This is a genomic window from Mesorhizobium sp. NZP2077, assembly GCF_013170805.1.
GTDB lineage: Bacteria > Pseudomonadota > Alphaproteobacteria > Rhizobiales > Rhizobiaceae > Mesorhizobium.
Genome location: NZ_CP051294.1, coordinates 325,596 through 344,387 on the forward strand (window position 1 = coordinate 325,596; position 18,792 = coordinate 344,387).

The 18,792-nt window shown below is 57.4% G+C and carries 12 protein-coding genes and 1 pseudogene; 1 reads left to right on the top strand and 12 read right to left on the bottom strand.

The window, feature by feature from the left end; translation table 11 throughout:
- Positions 1–179 precede the first annotated feature (179 nt).
- The 12 genes and pseudogenes from HGP13_RS37370 to HGP13_RS37425 all read right to left on the bottom strand — a co-directional run bounded on the left by HGP13_RS37370 (position 180) and on the right by HGP13_RS37425 (position 17,899).
- Positions 180–1,370 carry a Xaa-Pro peptidase family protein gene (locus HGP13_RS37370; RefSeq protein WP_172235198.1) on the bottom strand — a complete coding sequence of 397 codons (1,191 nt, stop codon included), beginning with the start codon at positions 1,368–1,370 and terminating at the stop codon, positions 180–182.
- Positions 1,371–1,633: 263 nt separating this feature from the next.
- Complete coding sequence (locus HGP13_RS37375) at positions 1,634–2,704, bottom strand: ABC transporter ATP-binding protein (protein ID WP_172235199.1); 1,071 nt, start codon at positions 2,702–2,704, stop codon at positions 1,634–1,636.
- Positions 2,705–2,717: 13 nt separating this feature from the next.
- On the bottom strand, positions 2,718–4,559 hold the full coding sequence (locus HGP13_RS37380; RefSeq protein WP_172235200.1) for an ABC transporter permease subunit: 1,842 nt from the start codon (positions 4,557–4,559) through the stop codon (positions 2,718–2,720).
- A gap of 322 nt (positions 4,560–4,881) precedes the next feature.
- Positions 4,882–5,994: an ABC transporter substrate-binding protein gene (locus tag HGP13_RS37385; protein ID WP_172235201.1), complete on the bottom strand. Its 1,113-nt coding sequence runs from the start codon at positions 5,992–5,994 to the stop codon at positions 4,882–4,884.
- A 929-nt stretch (positions 5,995–6,923) separates the two neighbouring features.
- Positions 6,924–8,323: pseudogene (locus HGP13_RS37390) on the bottom strand (ISKra4 family transposase).
- A 255-nt stretch (positions 8,324–8,578) separates the two neighbouring features.
- Entirely contained in the window at positions 8,579–9,289 is a 711-nt protein-coding gene (locus HGP13_RS37395; RefSeq protein WP_246707515.1) for a plasmid pRiA4b ORF-3 family protein, read from the bottom strand.
- A 201-nt stretch (positions 9,290–9,490) separates the two neighbouring features.
- Positions 9,491–9,964 carry a Mov34/MPN/PAD-1 family protein gene (locus HGP13_RS37400; protein ID WP_172235203.1) on the bottom strand — a complete coding sequence of 158 codons (474 nt, stop codon included), beginning with the start codon at positions 9,962–9,964 and terminating at the stop codon, positions 9,491–9,493.
- Positions 9,961–11,769, bottom strand: coding sequence for a ThiF family adenylyltransferase (locus tag HGP13_RS37405; RefSeq protein WP_172235204.1), 1,809 nt, complete (start codon positions 11,767–11,769; stop codon positions 9,961–9,963). Before HGP13_RS37405 ends, HGP13_RS37400 begins: the two co-directional genes overlap by 4 nt.
- Positions 11,762–12,799 carry a cyclic GMP-AMP synthase DncV-like nucleotidyltransferase gene (locus HGP13_RS37410; protein ID WP_172235205.1) on the bottom strand — a complete coding sequence of 346 codons (1,038 nt, stop codon included), beginning with the start codon at positions 12,797–12,799 and terminating at the stop codon, positions 11,762–11,764. Before HGP13_RS37410 ends, HGP13_RS37405 begins: the two co-directional genes overlap by 8 nt.
- Positions 12,792–13,916, bottom strand: a complete 1,125-nt coding sequence (locus HGP13_RS37415; RefSeq protein WP_172235206.1) for a patatin-like phospholipase family protein — start codon at positions 13,914–13,916, stop codon at positions 12,792–12,794. Before HGP13_RS37415 ends, HGP13_RS37410 begins: the two co-directional genes overlap by 8 nt.
- 211 nt (positions 13,917–14,127) lie before the next feature.
- Positions 14,128–14,760 carry an SMC-Scp complex subunit ScpB gene (locus tag HGP13_RS37420; protein ID WP_246709237.1) on the bottom strand — a complete coding sequence of 211 codons (633 nt, stop codon included), beginning with the start codon at positions 14,758–14,760 and terminating at the stop codon, positions 14,128–14,130.
- A gap of 163 nt (positions 14,761–14,923) precedes the next feature.
- On the bottom strand, positions 14,924–17,899 hold the full coding sequence (locus tag HGP13_RS37425; protein ID WP_172235207.1) for a Tn3 family transposase: 2,976 nt from the start codon (positions 17,897–17,899) through the stop codon (positions 14,924–14,926).
- A 233-nt stretch (positions 17,900–18,132) separates the two neighbouring features.
- Between HGP13_RS37425 and HGP13_RS37430 the strand changes: the two genes are divergently transcribed.
- Positions 18,133–18,783, top strand: a complete 651-nt coding sequence (locus tag HGP13_RS37430) for a hypothetical protein (protein ID WP_172235208.1) — start codon at positions 18,133–18,135, stop codon at positions 18,781–18,783.
- Positions 18,784–18,792 lie beyond the last annotated feature (9 nt).

The window sequence follows — 18,792 nt, forward strand, 5'->3', positions numbered from 1 at the left end:
AAGGTAGCCCCAGTGGACAATCCGTCTGCTGAGTCCATCGACGGGAACACGCTTGGCAATATGGTCTCCACCTACTTCCTCCTGTTCGAAGACGGAACTCAAATCGAAGTTCCCGTATACCGGCGGTTTGCAATTCAGCAGCGTCACGTCTGCTGGGGGAGCGAGTCCTTTCGCCCTTTTCAGACGGTGAACAGGTCGACAGGCCCAGCCCCGGAGAGTGCTTCGATGCCGGTCTCGGTGACCAAGTAAGTGCCACCCAACATCACACCCAACCCGTCGCGTGGGAGTGATAGCCAAGAATGGACATAAAAGGTCATACCGGGCACTAATGTGCCGGTAGAAAATCTATCGAGCTGGAGGGAACTCAACCAAATAGGGGGATAGGCAATACCAATGCCGACACCAAAACGCATCTGCGCAGCGTCGCCCAAACCAGCGCGATCGATCGGTTTACGCGAACCGTTGTCGATGTCAGCGACATGAGCGCCAGGACGGCATTCCTCCAGACCGGCCACTAGCGATTCCCGCGCTACATCATACAGTTTGCGCGCGCCCTCGCCCGGTTCGCCCGTGGCCAAAGTTGTCATCCCCACACTATGATATCGGCGGGCCACGCCGGCAAACTCAAGGTGAACAAGTTCATTTTTGCCAATAATCTTTAGCAAAGGGGCTGCGTGGCCGCTTGCTGAGCGCGCCCCACTCCCACATTCAATCGGAAGCGCTGGATAGTCACTGCCAGCTTCCCGAGCTGCCCGTTCCACAGCTGCGCAAAGCGCGATCTCACTAATACCAGGCTGAAGGCTTCTACGGGCTGCTTCTACGCCGAGATTTGCATAGCGTGCGGCTTCCTTCATGAAGTCAATTTCAGCCGGCGACTTTATGAGCTGAAGCTTGTTCAACAAGTGACTTACATCACCAATTTGTAAGTTCAGTGCAGTTTCGAGAGCCCGCATATAGCTCCCGGTGACCGCCGGTGACTGCATGTCCAATCCTAGGCGACCCTTCGCTATCCCCTGATCGTTAGCAATTTGGCCAACGACCTTAGCCACATCGTCTACGAAAAGTTGATACGTCCGGACGTCCGCCAACCAGGAAGTCTCCTTTACCAGTGGAAGGTCCAGGTTGCGGACCAACAATGTCGGATCCCGACTTTCATCGACGCTCAGTACCAGAGCTTGTGGGCAAATGTTGGCGCAGATTGAATCGTAACCAGTGAGGTAAAAGATGTTTTCCGGGGCGACAATAATACTCCCGCCATAACCCGCCGTGGCAAGTTCTTCACGAGCACGCTTGAGCCTGAATCTATGCTCTGCTTCCGAAAAAGCTTGAAACGCTGGCTTGAGCATCAATATCTCCTTGAGGTTTTCCAATCCCGATCTGTTGCCGCCGTGATCACACTTGGGCGCCGGGTGAGCGATTTTTCATCGTTCCCTGGCGGCATCGAGCGCGATCGAATGCAATGACACCAATGCAAAGCATTGCAGGATGATTCGAGTTCTACAAATCGAGTCCAACACGCACGGTAGGCTGGCACTCGTAAACGGGCTTGCCTGTTGGAATCCTTGGCGAAAGGCGATAGTTCGGCCCGTTGAACTCTCGACGAGGACACCCACGACTCCGATTTGATTGAGCATCAATTCAAAACGGTAGAGTTCCCCATATTCCATGATACTGACACGGGACTTCCGTTCGCAAATTGCGCCTGCCCTCGGTTTTGTTGCTTGACGGTTATGCTTTCGTTTCCGCAGCGAACCACGTACCGGGTCAACTCGCCTAAAAACAGTGCATTTTCGATAACTCCATCAAGGGTATTTCCGACGTCAGCAGTCGCGCCTCGCGGGCTGATATCGATATGCTCCGGTCGTACAAAGAGCCAACCGGCGTCACCACATGACTGTCCGTTTAAGCGAGCTACTCCAGAATCGCGATCGCCAATAGTCACCTTTCCGGCTCCATTTTCTATCTGGTCGATGCGACACGGCAGAAGATTAGATTCGCCGACAAAAGATGCAACGAAGCGGTTCGTTGGATTGTAGTAGAGGTTCTTGCTATCCGCGACTTGAACGAGCCTGCCTTCGTTGATCACAGCAATTCGATCGGACATAACAAGCGCTTCGTCTTGGTCATGGGTGACGAAGATGACCGTCATGTTCAACTCTTTTTGGATGCGCATGATCTCAATTTTCATGTGTTCACGCAAATTGCGGTCGAGAGCACCAAGTGGTTCGTCCATGAGCAGGAGGCTCGGGTCGAAGACGATGGCACGGGCCAGTGCAATTCGTTGCTGCTGTCCGCCAGAGAGCTGATTAGGAAAGCGATCGCGATACTCACCCATCTTCACGAGTTCCAATGCGCGGCGTACTTTCTGCTCTGTTTCAGCCCTTGCAACGCTGCGAACTTTGAGCGGGAAGGCAACATTTTCAGCCACTGTCATGTGCGGAAACAGCGCATAGTTTTGGAACACCATGCCGATACCACGTTCATAAGGCGGGACGTCCACGATCGAACGACTGCCCAGCATCATGTCGCCGCCGCTAGGCTGCTCGAAGCCGGCGATCATCTTTAGCGCGGTCGTCTTGCCGGACCCGGATGGGCCGAGAAACGAAACGAATTCGCCCGGCTCAACGTAGAGATCGAAGTCGCGCACAACGTGAAGAGGGCCGTACCACTTTTGGATTTTCTTCATTTCAAGACTGGTGGACATTATTCCCTTCCTTTCATTGACCGTTGCTGGCAGAGGTGCGCCTGTCGTGCCGCACCCTTATCAACTGCGTTGTCAGAATTGCTACCATCACAAGCAGGACGATAAACGACGAGGCCGCACTGAGCAGCGGATTGAGTTCGTATTTGATATCGTTCCAGAATTTGAAAGGTAGCGTCAGCGTCTGCCTTCCGATCATGAACATTGTAATGAGCAGTTCGTCGAACGAAGTTAGGAATGCAAGCAAACCCGCTGTCAGCAGCGCCGGCTTGAGGAGCGGCAATGTAACTAAACGCAGAACCTGCATTGGCCGTGCGCCATGAATAGCGGCTGCTGCTTCTAGCGACTGGTCAAAACCACGCAGTGCAGCTGCCATTATGACAACAACATAGGGTACCGACAGAAGGACATGGCCAACGACCAGTCCGGCGAAGCTTCCGAGCAAATGGATTCGTGCCTCGAACATGTAAAGAGCCGTCGCGATAACGATAGCGGGTACCATGAGGGGCGACAGTGAGAACAGGAACAATGCTCTCTTGATTGGCAGCGTGGTACGCACCAACCAGAAGGCGCCCATGGTCCCAATGATCGTGGCAAAGATTGCAGAGACCGCCCCGAGCTTGACAGAGAATAGGAATGACTCGTGCCAATCAGAGGCGTGTAGCAACTTCACCCACCACTGCAGCGAAACACCTGGAGGAGGAAATACGACAAACGGGGACGAACTGAACGAAAGCATGAAGACGACGATCAGGGGGGCTGTCAAAAACAGAAGAACGAGGATTGTATAACCCCAAAGCCAGCGCGCTTTACGTGTCAAGAACGGTTTTGTTGTCAGATGGATCAGCGTCTCTACAGCGTTTAGAGCCGGATGCATTGCCCGTTTCGCATTCGTGAATAAATGAGATTTCGAGCGTGGCTTTGGAGCTGGACTTTCGACAGTTGAAGAAGACCAAATCATTTCGAGCGGAATGAACAGACTCGCGAAGAACAGAATTCCAATCGTGACTAGGAGGAGGAGAATTGACGACGCAAAGCTAAGTTCGAAGTTTAACAGCGTCGTCATTTGCGTGACAATCAGCTGCGTTATCATTGCATCGCGTGGCCCACCAAGGAGAGCAGGAGTAATGTAGAAGCCAATAGCGATGATAAACATCAATATCCCGGCAGAAAAGACGCCTGGTAGCGACATAGGGAAATAGACGCGCAGGAAGGCCTGTACCGGCTTGGCGCCTAGTATTTGTGCGGCGCGCGCCACATTGTGGTCTATCCGCACCATAGAAGAGTACATCGTGAAGATTGCCATCGGCATCAGCACGTGTACCATCCCTACAATAACGCCAAAGGTCGTGTTGAGAAGTGGTAGGGGCTCACTGATGAGTCCGAGCCAGATCAATGCGTTATTTATAGGCCCTTGGCGCCCGAGGATGATCATCCAAGCGTACGTTCGAATGAGGAAGGCTGTGAACAGCGGAACGAGGATGAACAAAGTCACAATCGACAAAGCGCGCGACTTAATCTGAGTCAGCAGGTAAGCAACGGGATAAGCGGCCACCAACGACAGAAGCGTTACAGCGAACCCGACTTCCAGTGTTTGGAGCATGACGCTGAAGTTCGTGTCGTCGGAGAATATGCGCGCATAGTGCGAAAAGGTTAGTTTGCTACCTTCGACGCTGCCCCAAATAACAATTGTTAGCGGGATGACGAGGAACCCAACTAAAAGCACTGAAATTGGCGTGGCGATGATCGCGCCGCGAATCCATCGGCGTGCTAATAGCGCGTTCAGGAGATCATGGCTCCTGGGCACACTTACGACTGCCGCATCTGCGGCCTTTTCTTTTGCCAGGAGAGTGGTCATCCTCTTTTGCTCCTCCCTTAAGTCGCTCATGGCCGGTTCAAATTCCTGTTAACAGTGACCGACAGTACAGAAGCAACTTCTGGAATCGATGTTTGTGTTATGCGCGAGGACTGATCCCGTCTTCGAGCTTAGCAATCTGTCAACAGCGCCACATGGATTTTAATTTGCCTCAAGTGGCGGCCGACGTCTCCATCGTACCGCCACTTGGAATCTCGCATTTTATCGAACGAGAGTGGTCAGCTTTCGACCAGTTCTGCCGTGCTGGCAATTAGCACCTGCCTCGGAATGCATTTCAGCTTTCCTTGCCGCACCGACAGACCGACTATTTTGCCAACTCCGCTTGGCAACGTTCGATTGCGTAATCGAGGTTTGTCTTACCGTCGGGCCTCGCCTGCGACCACCAAGCATAGTCTTGGGTGATCTGCTTCTCTGCGATTCCGGGGGCGCCCGGCAAGTTCTCGGCGAACTCTTTCGGAAGGATTTTGTACGCGTCCTTGTTCACAATGCCATAAGGAATGGCCTTAGCAAAGGCGGCCTGCGCTTCGGGGCGGGCGATATAAGCGAGGAACTTAGCCGCGTTGACTTGATTCTGAGAGCCCTTCACGACGACCCAATTGTCGTATTGCAGAAGAGACTGATCCCATGACAGATCAACCGGCGCTCCTTGCTGCTTCAGATTGGCAATTCGGCCATTCCAAGCGGATCCCATATCGGCTTCGCCGTCGATCAGGCTCTGCGGGGCCAAACCACCCTCGTCCGGTCCCCACCAGCGTCCAACATTTGGCGCAATTTGCTTCAATTTCGCAAAAGCACGGTCAAAGTCGAGCGGGTAAAGCTTGTCCATCGGAACCCCGTCGCCAAGAAGCGCTCCTTCGAGCAAACCGCCGTAGAGAGTGTTTGCGCAATTCGGAAGCGCCCGCTTCCCAGGGAACTTGGCCACGTCATATATATCGGCCCAGTTTTCGGGATGCTTAGTGCCTTTCGGATATTTTTTTGTGCTATAAGTAGGGACAACAGAGTAAGTATGTGAGCGGAAAAAATATTCCTTTCTCACATCTTCCGGGATGCCGGCTAGCGTTTCCTTCGAGAAATAACTATAATCAATCTTGTCGAGAAATCCTTTGTCGATCCAGTCTTGAACCTCGCCGCCGCTGGCAAACGAGAGGTCAGCTTCAGGCTGTCCTACCTTTACTGAGGCCAAGAGCTTCGCATTTGTAGTGGGAACGATCACTACCTTAATGCCGGTATCTCGCGAAAATGGTTCGAACCACGCCTTTTTGCGGGCGTCGTCAAATGCTCCTCCGCCGCCAGTTGTGGTAACGAGCTCGCCCGTCCCCTTGAGATTGTCGGGAATTTCGTCTGATAGTGCGACGGATGGCAGCGCTGCCAACAGAAGGGCCACACTAACTGCAAACTTCATAGTTGGAATTTTCATTGGTCATTCCCCTGATTTTGATGGGTCTACTCCCGATTGCGTTTTCATTGTGTAGCGACGACGGGAGTGTTGCGCGCGACACATCGGCATTTTCTTCTTTTCCTTCCGCGGCTGACTTGAACTTGCGCCTCGGTTAGCTCCCGACCAACACCGGCCTGGATTTCAGGCAACCATCTGGCGGCACAAACCTACCGTAGGTCAGGATGCCGCGGCCCTGCGAAGACCGCATGGGCTTGTCAATTGGGAATCTTCGAGACCATTCTTCCGATCCACGAGCGCCGTCGCGGCCTTCGAACCAACCCTTCATGGGAGCCAAGCCAACCACCGGGTCTGTATTGGGCTTGCCCGAGGTCTGTCGCGCTTGAGTGATACGCGCTCGAGGCCCTCCATGCGAATAATCCGGATCAAGTGCGATCGGGACTGCGGAGCGCAACATAGGTCTGGTTCCCTGATTGTCTTATGTCATTTACTCATTGCACTATATCATTGTTGTGGCATGGCGCAACATCAAAGATTCCGCTTTTTCGAACGAAGATGGCTCAAAGCCGATCAGATCTTGTTGGAGGGCTTCTCGGCTATGGCGAGGGACGATTTCAGTGGGGGCTCAGCGGCACGCGTAGCCCGTCGATGCAATCGAGTGTGCTGGCCGTCTCTTGCCAACGGCTTGATGGCGTGTCCCTGAGCGCTACGCAGCGGGTCGGGTGTGAATCGGCGTGCAAAAATTGGATGCCGACCCGGGGTCAGTTTTGGAAACGATGACGTAATTGCTGCCGTCGCTCCTTTGAACGAAGATTCGGCTGACGGCAAAAGCCGCCGACCATTGAGATCAAGGAGGCCGCAGTGAAGCAATATGTCGGATTGGATGTGTCGCAGCGAGAGACCAGCGTTTGTGTCGTCGATGATGGGGAGCATGAGGATTTGTGGGGCGGTCATGCGGCGCTGGCCGTTTCTCTGTGCTCGTGATTGTCGTTGGCCATGCCGGGATACCATTGCCGGAAGGTCAAGCGCAGGGAGCCGTCGAGGGTCTGCGTGCGGGTTTGCAGCAAAAGATGCGCGCCGGTCCGGCTCCATTGCATCTGTTGCTTTTTGGCGAAGCGCTTGCTGATGACGGCGTTGACGGTGGCCTCGACGAAGGCCGAGGATATCCGCTCGCCGGACCGATAGCGCTCGCCGTAATTGATCAGGCTCGCGCTGTTGGCGGCGATGTAGGCTTGGAAGTCGCCGATGGCAGTCAGGAACTTGCGCATGTTCGGATAGCCTGTTTCCAGACCTTCCGCATCGAATTGCAGGTCGGCGATTTCGTCACGGGCACGACAGCTATTGCCATGCCAGAGATACCATTTGATCTTGCGCAGAGCTTCAAGCATGTCCTGTCCAGCCTGCTCGTCATGGTTTTCGAGCCCTTGCGCGAACTGGCGAAGGACCGTGATGCGCATGGTTATATGGAACCAGTCGAGGACATGCTCGCTGGCCGGCGCGATCATTTCGGCGAGCGAGCGGACCTCTTCGCCGCCATCCGTGATGAAGGTGATATCTTGGTTGGCCTGAACACCCTGCTTCTTGAGATGATCGAGGATGCGCCGTTGCGGCTTGCGGTCGTAGCCGTGGACGAAACCGATATAGCGCGGATCACCGTCTTCGGGCAGCGAACGCCCGACGATCAGCTCAAAGTTCCTCTTCCGGTCGTTGCGGTCACGGATGTAGCCGCCATCCAGGCCGATGACGATGCGGCATCAGGAATAGGCAGATTCATCCAGTCGCGCGGGCAAGCATCCTGCATGAAGGAAACTTTTTCTTCCGTTAGTTCCCGCTCAATACGGCGGGCCGCGCGCAACGCATGCTGCCGGACCGTCGTGGCGTTGGCCCCGCAAGCGATCGGCAGCACGTCGGCCAACAGCTCGGCGGCGGCAGCATAGGGCACGAGTGAGGCCCACCGGGTCTCCAGATAGAGGCGTTCGGGCGCGATGTGGTCGGGGATCAGTGTGCGCAATGGTGAGATTGTTGCAGGGCCGTTCGCGCCGTCAATTCGTGGCAGGCAATAACGCGGGCTCTTCAGGCGCACGTCGCCGAACAGGGTATGGAAGGTGACGGGATAACTTCCCTTGCTGCGCAGACGGCGGCCATCAAGATGGCGGTTCTCCTGGAGCCACAATTCCACCTGCGTCTCCACCATCGCCTGCTGCAGCTTCGCCAGCAGGATCTTCGCCTCCGACAGCGACAGACCGAGGTCCTCGGCCCCTTTCGTCACTTTCACCAGATCGGCGACCGTTTCGGTCGCGATGGTCTCTCCACCATCATTCATCATCTGCAATACCAGTCGCGCCCGCATGTCATCACTCCAAGATCGAGTTTTCCAGAATGGCCGGAGTGGAAAACCTGATGCTTGCAAAACATCCGTTTGCGCCCTTCGGCCGTGCTGGAGACAGTGATATCGAATACGGGTTACCGCCGTGCTCCTGGAATTTCGGCCAGGCCGCGGATCCGGCCGCACGAGCGTTGCTTAGGGGGATCCGGCACGATCGCGGTGATGACGTGGCCCTCCTGGCGGTCGACCTACTTTCGAAAGATCGAGACGCCAGAACCCTCACATCTGCTGATGCATAAGGTTGAGATGTTCACCCTGTTGCAGGCGTTCATTCGTTTTCCGGCGTTCGAAGCGGTTTCCCAGCCAGCTTGCACGCTCCTTCAGTCTATCCAATGCAGCGCGCAGTTCCTCCGCACGATCAGGATCGTCCAGCACGGCAAGGGATTTCGTTTCGGCAACTTCCTGCAGAAACTCCGTCGTGATCTCCAGGTCGTCCATCGTCTCGTAGCCGAAGGCGTTGTCCTGCCGCCAGATCCAGGCTTCCGGCCCGCCGCAGTCTTCCTGCGGACAGTCGCCGTCTCCTCCCGTGCATGCTGGATAGTGAGCGCCCGGTTTGACTGACTGGCGCTCCTCTAGCCGGATCTCGTGCTCCCAGGGAATGTTGAGGTCGTATTCGTACAGGAACCGGCTGCCTTTGCGCAGCTTCAATTCGCCAAGCGTCATGGCCGGGGAACGGGCACCTGTCTCCCACGAGCCGTACCGCGCCGTGTAAATGATGAACTGGTAAAGGTGGATGCCTTCCCATCCCGTCGCGACCTGAAGGACGCCATGAAACTCGCGCAGCGTCATCGTCGAGGCAACCTGAATCCGACGCCACACCATCGGGTTCACATCCTTTAACCAGACGCGGAACTGCAGGATGAAAACCTCATCCTCCGAGGCTGCCGCCTCTCCGACAGTTTTCCTTGCTCCCCGTTTTGCACTCTTCACACCCGCCGATCCCATCGAAATTCAATGACGACGGCATACTTTGTTTAGGCATGCCCCACAAATCCTCATGCTCCCCAAGTTGGGATTGTCGGTCGATCACTTCCGGCCTTATCAGACGCTGTCGGCCTAAGTGGACCACGCCCAGCGCCACGGCGCCATCCGCACATGAGGTACCTGACCCGGCTCCGGCCGGGGTTAGGCTTATTCCGCGACAGGTCTCAGCTGAGCCCAGCTTTCGGCACCGAAAATTGCCACAAACAGCCCGTCCGGTGGGGGTTCGGTCCCGACAATGATCATCAAGAAGCCCGCAAGATCATGGCGCGATTTGGCAAACATGTCATGCATGCTCGCCCGGTCGACCGGTGACGGCGTGGGGACCCGTTCCGGGTGGGTGTGCCAGTCTCCCAGGTAATGCAGGCCTTGCTTGTGCAGTCGCCGGATTTCGGCCCGATCAGCCCATTTGTTGGGAATGAAAAGAAACCGAGACCGCCTGTCGATGGCGCGCGGGCCCGTCGCTGCTTCGACAATGATGCGTTGTCCCTCGAAACGCGCAAAAAGTTGCCCACCGGCTTCGCGGTCACGCCACCCGATCTGGCGGTGGGGGGCAAAATGATCGAGGACGGCGGTGGCAAGGATCAACTCCTGCTCGCCAGACGCAGCCAGGTATTTCATCATGCGGCCTTGGCAAGCTTGCGGCAGACCGGGCAATCCGCAGCCGCGGGCCAGTCGCGGTCACGGATCATCCCGCCCGCGCCGGGATCACCCATCACATCCAACCAGCGCGGATCGACCTCGCCGCCTTGAGCGACCCAGTTGGCAGTCTGGCCGATCCATATCTTGTGATGTGGCTTGCCCGGCGGCTCCAACAAACAGCGGATTGTCTCGCCGCTGAGAAGCGCATGGGCCCAGGCAAGCTCGGCAGGGCCATAGGGCGTGAACGCACCGCCGCAAGCCGGGACAGCGACAATACCGTCGTCCGGCCAGCGGGTGACTGCGAGGTGGGGAGTGCCTGTGTCCGACATGCCACAGCGCAAACAACCGCCCTGCCCCGGAATGTATACGGCATGCGCGGCCGCCGCATTGGGCTCAAGCCAACCGTAAAGAACAGGCGGGAGCCCTTGGCTCTGCTGGAGATGGTTGAGCAGACTGTCGACTTGCCAGACACCCGTCGTCGCGACAATCATGTCGGCGTCACGCAGGCGTTCGACGTCAATCGCCTCAGCCACCTCCGGGCTTGCCTCGACCGCCTGAAGATGTGGCAGGTTCGCCCTCACGTAACCTGCCAGCTGAACACTCTTGAACGTACCGACGGACTGGGCTCCCAAAACATGGCGGCCAATGTTCTCCCATTCAACCACTTCACCATCGATGAGATGGAGATTCCCGATACCGGCCTTGGCAACAAGCTCGGCCAGCGTGCTGCCCAGCGAGCCGTTGCCGATGATCACGACGCGCTTGCCCTTCAAGACCGTCTGGCGGGCATCATGATCGCGCCCATGTATCCACTCGTGGTCAACGCGCTGGACCAGGTAGCGCCTAACTTTGCTGGCAGGCGCCAGTCCGCGTTGAAGGGCAAACTTCAGCGGCAACCGCCCCGGTCGAAACCCCCGGTTGATCGGATCGTGTTTGCGTCCCACGCCGTCCTGCTTTGGGGGCATCATCAGTTTGACGCTGCCGAATCCGGTGCCGGTTGCCGTCTTCACACCAAGCAGCACCTCATCAATGGTTTCATCCACAATGGCTTTGCCCAAGAGTTCCAGCGCGGCTGCGTCTCCGGCGACGAGACGCCTTATGTCAGCCCCGTTCTTCGGGAAATCCGCTGGCAGCGGCACAGCCGGCAACCACAACAAAAGGGCCTTGGTTGCATCATATTTGGCCGCCTTGGCGGATGAGCCAAACCGGTGACCAAGCCATCGCCGCAGCTCGGCCTCGCTGTCCGCGACGACATGGTCTTTCTGGCCTTTCCAAATATAGACCGCGCGAGAATCCCCCCTGGCCTCGACCAGACTCAAGACACGCGGCGCGGTTTCCACACTGCGGTTCCAGTAGGATACGAATTCGGCACGAAAATCGGCAGCGGTATTGCCGGCAAGGTTCTGCTCGATCATAGCCACGCCTTCTTGGAGCAAGGCGTGGACTACAGCGACCGGCCGCTCGGTGCTGAACGAGGTTTGCGAAGGATAGACGCAAAGCAGCCCGTTTTCCTCCAGGTGCGGCCATTGCAAAAGGCCTGGCCCATCAACGACAAACAACCGGGGCGGCGCGAACGGAAATGCCGCCGGAACCACGATCGCCAGCTTCAATATCCGGCCATCGTCGAAGGAAACTGAGAACTGCCAGCCGGCCGCAGCCACAAGCGACTGGATCGCCGTGAGCTGAGCCGCATCCATCCGCGTGGCACTGAAAGCCTGAAAATATGCATCGAGGGCCACAAGGGCCTGATCATGCAGCTCCGCCAGCAGCGGACGGGCTTCAGCCATACCGTCCGCCACCGCGCTTATCGACCGCTTCCCTGCCCGCCTCGGCGTAATCTCCGCGCAGGATCGCCGCGGACGTCACCACGGCCTCGGCCTTCTTGGTGGCGCCGCGGTCAGTGAAGAATTCTGTCTTGAAGACCTTGTCCCAAGCCTTGCGCGCATCTGCTTGACTGCAATCGGCATCGTCGAGAACAGCCAATTCGTCGATCGCCCATTTGAGTTTGTCGCGCAGCAGCTTGGCACGGCTGTCGTCTGGACCGCGTGTGAGCTTGGCCCCATAAACGACGGGGTGGTCGACCTCGAGGCTACCTTCAAGCCGGGAATGGACGTTTTCCATCGTCCGTCGCAGCGAGACGTCGTCGTGGTCAGAGTTCTTGGAAAACCGCTCGGTGACAAGCTTGGTGATCATGAACCCGGGGGCAATCTGGCTACGCCACGATTCCCGGCTACGGGCAAACGCCTTCATGAGCTTGACGACGCGGCGCATCTGCCCACCGTTGAGCTGGTCGGGGCTCTGCGCCTTGTTTTCGTCTTTGAACCAAGCCGTCACAGCCATCGGATCGGACTTTTTCCAATCCGTGCTAGCCAGCTCGTAGACATACTCCTGGTTCTCCTCGAAGCGTCGGTAGACAGGAACGTCAACGTGGTAGCCAAGATCGTAGTAGATGCGAACGCAGTTCTTCAGCACCTCCGGGGCCTTTTTGAACTTGTCGTCATGGACCGCCTTACGCACCATTTCCTTCGCGTCGGCTGCTGTCTTGTCGGCACCGCGCGGTCCAACCAGCTTATCCTTATCGAAATAGACCCCATCATCGATGTCATAATCGAGCTCGGCATGCTGGGTCATCGTGCGCATCGCATAGGACCCTTGAGTCCGGCATCCGACCGGTGAAGGTTCCTCATCTCTCTTCAGCCCGTCTTTCAACCGTTTGCGGTTCGTGTTGCGCCGGTCGCGCATCGTGTCGCGTTCGTCCTTCGGCAACTGCACTTCGGTGTTGTGGAACGCCGTCATATCGTCGTGGCAATCAAACATCTTTCCCTCGCTTGGCTTTGCTCTCCGGCGCTTGGCGCAGAAGCCTGTCGATTGCTCGACCGATTTCAGATTTTTCGTCTCCGCAGGCGCTTAGCGCCTCATAGGCATCGGTCTGGCCCTGTTGAACCAAGGCATCCATCGATGCCTTGGAGGTCTCATCCAGGTCAAGATGGCCCAGCATCGCCCCTGCAATGTCGCCATGCGGGAAGCGGACGATCGACAGCTCACGGCCGGTATGTTTGCCCATCATATGGGCGATATGGTCGAAGGCGTATTGTTGCGCGCTGATGCTGACCGCAGCCGCGTCCGCGCCAAAGCGCCACTCCTTGAAGCCCCGATCAACCAGAGCCGGCGTGATCTGATCGCCGGAAGGCGGCGGACAGGTTCCTAGGCAAAAGATTTCAATGGCATCACCGGGTTGTGTGAGCTCAAGGGCGTCGGTCAGTCCGACTAGGATCGGATTGTTGGCCCAAAGGCCACCATCTACGAAGGCATGCCCGCCCTGCATCTTGGGATTGGGCAGCCAGGCCACCGATCGAAACACCGGCGCCGCCGTGGTCGCCATGCAGACGTCGACAAGTGTGTAGTCGTCGTCGCGGTGCTTGCTGTTTTCAAGGTGCGGGGTTTTGAAGACCCACGATCGGTGGCGTGACATCTCGACCGCAGGGATGGCAAGCCCTATGCCGCGGTCATTCCAGATGTCGATCAGCTTCATCGCTTTGAGTTGTGCGGTTAGCGCCACCTTGAGGGCTGCCGCCCCTGCTCTGTTCAACGCCGCACGCCTGCCGAATTGCCAAAGGATCTTGGCAAGCGCCGAAGGCACCTTCTCCGGGAAGATTTTAGGCCCCTCGTTCCGATAGAGATCGATCACCTTGCTCATGCGGACATCCGCCGCCAAGGCGCAAGCCAGGATCGCCCCAGTGCTGGTGCCGCAGATCAGCTGAAATGCTTTGCCAAGGTCAATATGCGTGACCTTGCGCGTATCGGAATACCTGGTCATCAACGCGTCCAGATAGGACGCGCTGTAAATGCCGCGCATGCCGCCGCCCTCAATACAGAGGACCCGGAAGGGAGGCTTATATGCCTGTTTGGCCGAGGGCGTCGTTTTGCGCGCCAAGAATCAATCTCCATTGGGAACCGGCTATATTAACGTGGTTTTGCTTGACCAACCAAGCATGTTCTTTGTTTGTTCAGAGAATTTATAGTCTTGACGATAGGCCTTATGTTTTCGGGCTGCGTCGCCCGCTCGGCGGAGCCCGTCCCGTCCACCAAGCCAAGCCGGAACGTTTGCAACAGAACCGCCCAGACTCCGTCAAGGATCCCCTCTCTCAGGTACCAAGCCCGATACCCTCGCTATTAACGCTTGCATCTTCCTCGTCGCCGTCGCCCTCCCCGCTGCTCAGCCCGGTCGGAATATCTCCAGCCAGCAGCTTTTCCTTCGACAGCAATCCGGCATCTTCAAGTGCCTCGAAATCCGGCAGGTCTCGCAGCGTGTCGAGCCCGAACTCCAGCAGAAATTCTTTCGTCGTGACGTAGGTGTAGGGCGCGCCCGACGTCGGGCTGCGCGGACCGGAAGCGATCAAGCCGGCACTGCGGAGATGACCAATAAAATCGCGACTGATCTCCTTGCCGAAAAACGACGACAATTCTCCCCGCGTGATCGGCTGGAAGTAGCCGATGCACATCAGCACCAGCACCTCTGACTGCGTGAGGTCTTTGGCACGCCCACTGCCGCCGCCCGCTGTGCCAAATGCGCTGCGGATGGCGTCGGCGTAGGCCGGCCGCGTCAGGTGCTTCCAGCCGCCGGCGACAGCGACCAGATCGTATGGCCGGCCGCGCAGCTCTTCACGGATATCGTCGATCAACAGGTCGATGCTGCAGCTTTTTCCGACGACGCGCGCCAGCGTCTCGCGGCCGACCGGGTCACTGGCGGCGAAGATGGTGGCCTCGACGCGCTGCATCCATTCGCGCCAGCGCGCCTCCGGCGGCAGATGATCCAGCTCGCGATCAAACAAATGGTCATTTGGCCGGCTGTCGCCTCCTTGTGCTCCTCCCCTTCTCCTTTGAGGGGTCGGAACAAGATCTGCTTTCCCAGACACGCTAAGACCGAACGAAGCATGAACATCAAGCTGCGCGAAGTCGGCGCGCAGGCAGTCTGAGCAACCGGAAGCCTTCGGGCATTTGACGCTCGGTATCCCAGGCATAGATGCCTGTAAGATTGATGTGTTCCCAACTGAGCGGCGAGATGTGCTTCAGCAGCGTGTCGGGAATGTTTTTGCCCGCTTGCTTCAGATGCGCGACAGCACGGTCGAGATAGACCGTATTCCAGTGCACGATCGCGCTGACGACGAGATTGAGGCCGGATGCGCGGAAGGCCTGGCTTTCGAACGATCGGTCACGGATTTCGCCTCGCTCATGGAAGAACACGGGGCGCTTGAGTTTGTGCGCAGCCTCGCCCTTGTTGAGGCCAGCCTGACAGCGCCGTCGCAGTGCCGGGCTCGAGTACCACTCGATCATGAACAACGATCGCTCGATGCGGCCCAGTTCCCCCAGAGCCCTCGCGAGTTGGCTTTCCTTCGGAGACGCCGAGAGCTTCTTCAGAATTGTCGAGGGCACAACGGCGCGGGTGGTGATCGACGCCGCAAGATGAAGCAGATCATCCCAGTGATCGAGGATCAATGTCGTGTTGATCGGCGCACCGATGTGATTGGTTAGCGCAGGATAGGCGTCGCCTTTCTCGAATGTGTGAAACTTCCGATCCCTCAGATTGCGTAGCCGAGGCGCGAACCGCTTGCCGATCAGAGCGAACAACCCGAACACGTGATCGCTTGCGCCGCCTGTGTCGGTGAAATGCTCCTGGATATCGAGGATCGTGTCCTGATCGAACAGGCCGTCGAGCACATAGGCAGCCTCGCTTTCCGTCGGGCTGATGGGCAAGATGCTGAAGTAGCCATACTGGTCAGACAGGTGGCTGTAGAACTTCGATCCCGGCTCGCTGCCGTAATGTAGATTGACGTCACCGCGTTTGGCGGCTCGATCACTTGCCCGGAAGAACTGCCCGTCGGATGAAGCTGTCGTTCCGTTGCCCCACAGACGAGAGTACGGATGGCGGCTGTGTGTATCTGTCACGCAGGCTTGCGCTGCGCGATACGTCTCTGATCGAGCGTGGAAGGTGCGCATCCAGCCGATCCGATGAGCGCTGATGCCCTTTGAAGCACTGGCCATCCGCTTCGGACCGAGGTTGGTCGCGTCAGCCAGAACGCCGGCCAGCATGGCGGATACGTTCTGCGGCGCATCCCCAGTTCGGACGTGGGTGAACTGGTCGGCGAACCCGGTCCATTCATGCACTTCTCTCAGCAGATCGGGCACCTCGATTTGCGGAAACATGTCACTTATTTCGGCGTTCAAATCTTCTGCAGCGGAAGGAACCTCGCCGACGGTCGGCGAAACGATCAGCGTCCCGCCTTCAAGACGAACCCCTTCGAGCTTTCCGGCTCGTGCCCGATAGGCAAGGCGTTTGAGGTTGAAGTCCAGCATTTGGCGAGCTTCAGCCAACCAGGCCGCTCCATCAACTTGTACGCCAAGGCCGAGTCGGTCTTCTTCCTTCATTGCAGTGAAAGTTGGTCGAGGCATGAGGTGCTCATCGATCGGGCGGAACGAGCGGCTGCCGTCGACCCAGACATCGACCGAACGAAGCCTGTCTCGCAATGTGGCGAGTGTTGCAATTTCATAAAGACGCCGATCGGGCTTTTCCTGTCCGAAGATGAGTTTCCGATCGGCTTGGCGGAGGTGCGTGATCGGGACGCGCTCCGGGAGTGTCCGGCGCCTCTCCGAGTAGAGGCGTTTCAGCACACCGACCGCCGCAAGAAGTGGATCGTGTCGGCGGGTCGAGCGGAACGTCAACGCCTGCAGGAACGCACCCGCATATTTGTGGACGGTCGCATACTGCTCGGCTGCTAAGGCCAGAGGTGAAGCCTCGTTGTCTTCGACCATAGCGGCAAGCTCGGGCTTCATCCGAAGCAGTCGAGGCCAGCCAACTTCGCGGTCGAGTGTCTCGATCGCATCATCGCCATTATCATTCGCCGCCTGGAGGGCGGATATCGTATCGAGGAACATCCGCAGAATCTTTGAGGTCTCCGGCCGAGCGTCCATGTGCCGCTGTTTTTTGCGATTGTTGGCTTGCGAGAACAACCGACCCATCAGCTTGATGAACATCGTTACGGCATCGTCGGTGAGTTTCTTACCGAGCTTGATGATCTGCGCCACGATCGTCGAACGCCGGCGATTTGCACCGAAATCTGTGGCGAGCCACGCAGGAGTGGCGTCGCCCTCCCGAATGAGCTGGTCCCAGCGTCCAGATGAAATACGCGCCTGCAATTGAGGATCGATTTCGAGCGTGTGCAGGAAGGCAATTCGTTCGGTCAGTCCAATTAGGTTCGAAGCACCGGGCGCGTCTGGCGCTGATCGCAGCCAATGGAATCGCGTTTGACCAATAGCCGGATCGACGTGGAGCAGAGCGTCGAGCGCTTCCAACTTCTCGGCGGCGATATCTTCGAGGAGTGTGATTTCTGCGCGTCGGCGTGCAATGGCGCGACCGGCCAATCCGATCGTCTCGATCGCCGCCTGAGAAGGGAGTAGCGCACCGCGCTGCCGAAACGCAGATATCACCGCCGTGACGATCGGGTGCCCCTTATCCCCGGCAGCCGCTGCGTCGATAGCAGCCAGAAGTGCTGCACGCCGGTCGTTCTTGTTGGCTATGTGAAGGCTGAGATGTTCGGTCAGGAAACGCCTGTGCTCGAAACGTGTCTGCACCCGACGCGCATAGATGGCGTAATCACGCGAGTCTACGGTGAGCTGGTCGGCCAAGTAGCGGATGACCGTCGCATGAGGCTGCTCGTCTTCTCCCAAGAGACGCCCAGTATGCCGCATGACGCAAAGCTGGATGGCGAAGCCCAGTTTATTATGCGCGCGGCGACGCACCTCACATTCCAACCTGTCAATTGGATCGAGAGTATAGTGCCGGAGCAGATTATCCTCGTCAGCCGGGAAGCCAAAAAGAACCTTTGCCTCCGCCGCATTGACCAGCCTTCTTCGGCCCATTCGTTCGCTCCTCGCTATGAAGGAGCCGAGCTTATGGTCGCTGCAAGATCGATCGCAATCGAGTTGGTAATCTTATCCAGGGGACAAACAGATGTTCGTGCTTCGTTCGACCTTAGCGTGTCTGGGAAAGCAAATCTTGTTCCGGCCCCAATGAAGGGAAAAGCCGCCTTCGAGAACGCCACGGTCGAACGCCTCCCTGGTCGACGGTTTCATGGTCCTCGCCAGCGCTGGCTGTGGCGGAACTCGCGAAGCACGTCAATCATCAAACCGGATTGGCGGTCGGTATAGACGAGAACCCGGAGGGCCTGGCTGCAGCAGCGACACGCCTTAGCATTGAAGCCCCTCAGCAGCGGCTATTCCATTCGCCGGGCCCGACCAGAAACTACGATGTGCAAATTGTTGCCGGACGAACGCCCAAGGCGGGGTCAATTGTCCTCATGCAAGCCGACGTCCTTCGGCCAGACGATGAGTTCGAGGCCTGGATAGTGAAGCAGCGCCCTTTTGACGCGGTAACCTTTTGGTTCACTGGAATCCATCCTGGCAGACAATACGACAATATCATTAGCGAATTGGCGATCACCAGCGACATGCACCATCGCATGGCCAACGACCTTGCTGTATTGGATCTTGCTGGCGCGATTTTTTCGCCTGGCGGCATTCTTCACATCGCGCAGCGCGCGATCGCAAGCAGGGAAATACGCGTCCGTACCTCGACAGTTGATGAGTTGAAAGCCCTTCTTGAACATGGGCCGTTTCGGATTGCGGAAATTGCGGATATGAGTCTCTTTGAATATTCAGAGCCGACCCTGGGACCACGCATTGGTGTTCCCTCAGAGGGCAACTCGTCCTACGTCATATCAACAATCCTGCGGCTGGAAGGCTAGTAAGCCGCC

Coding starts and splice junctions, on each gene's coding strand:
- HGP13_RS37420 (WP_246709237.1), bottom strand. CDS start 14,760: ATGCAGCGCGTCGAGGCCACCATCTTCGCCGCCAGTGACCCGGTCGGC.
- HGP13_RS37410 (WP_172235205.1), bottom strand. CDS start 12,799: ATGTTTGATTGCCACGACGATATGACGGCGTTCCACAACACCGAAGTG.
- HGP13_RS37405 (WP_172235204.1), bottom strand. CDS start 11,769: ATGGCTGAAGCCCGTCCGCTGCTGGCGGAGCTGCATGATCAGGCCCTT.
- HGP13_RS37375 (WP_172235199.1), bottom strand. CDS start 2,704: ATGTCCACCAGTCTTGAAATGAAGAAAATCCAAAAGTGGTACGGCCCT.
- HGP13_RS37380 (WP_172235200.1), bottom strand. CDS start 4,559: ATGACCACTCTCCTGGCAAAAGAAAAGGCCGCAGATGCGGCAGTCGTA.
- HGP13_RS37400 (WP_172235203.1), bottom strand. CDS start 9,964: ATGATGAAATACCTGGCTGCGTCTGGCGAGCAGGAGTTGATCCTTGCC.
- HGP13_RS37385 (WP_172235201.1), bottom strand. CDS start 5,994: ATGAAAATTCCAACTATGAAGTTTGCAGTTAGTGTGGCCCTTCTGTTG.
- HGP13_RS37425 (WP_172235207.1), bottom strand. CDS start 17,899: ATGGGCCGAAGAAGGCTGGTCAATGCGGCGGAGGCAAAGGTTCTTTTT.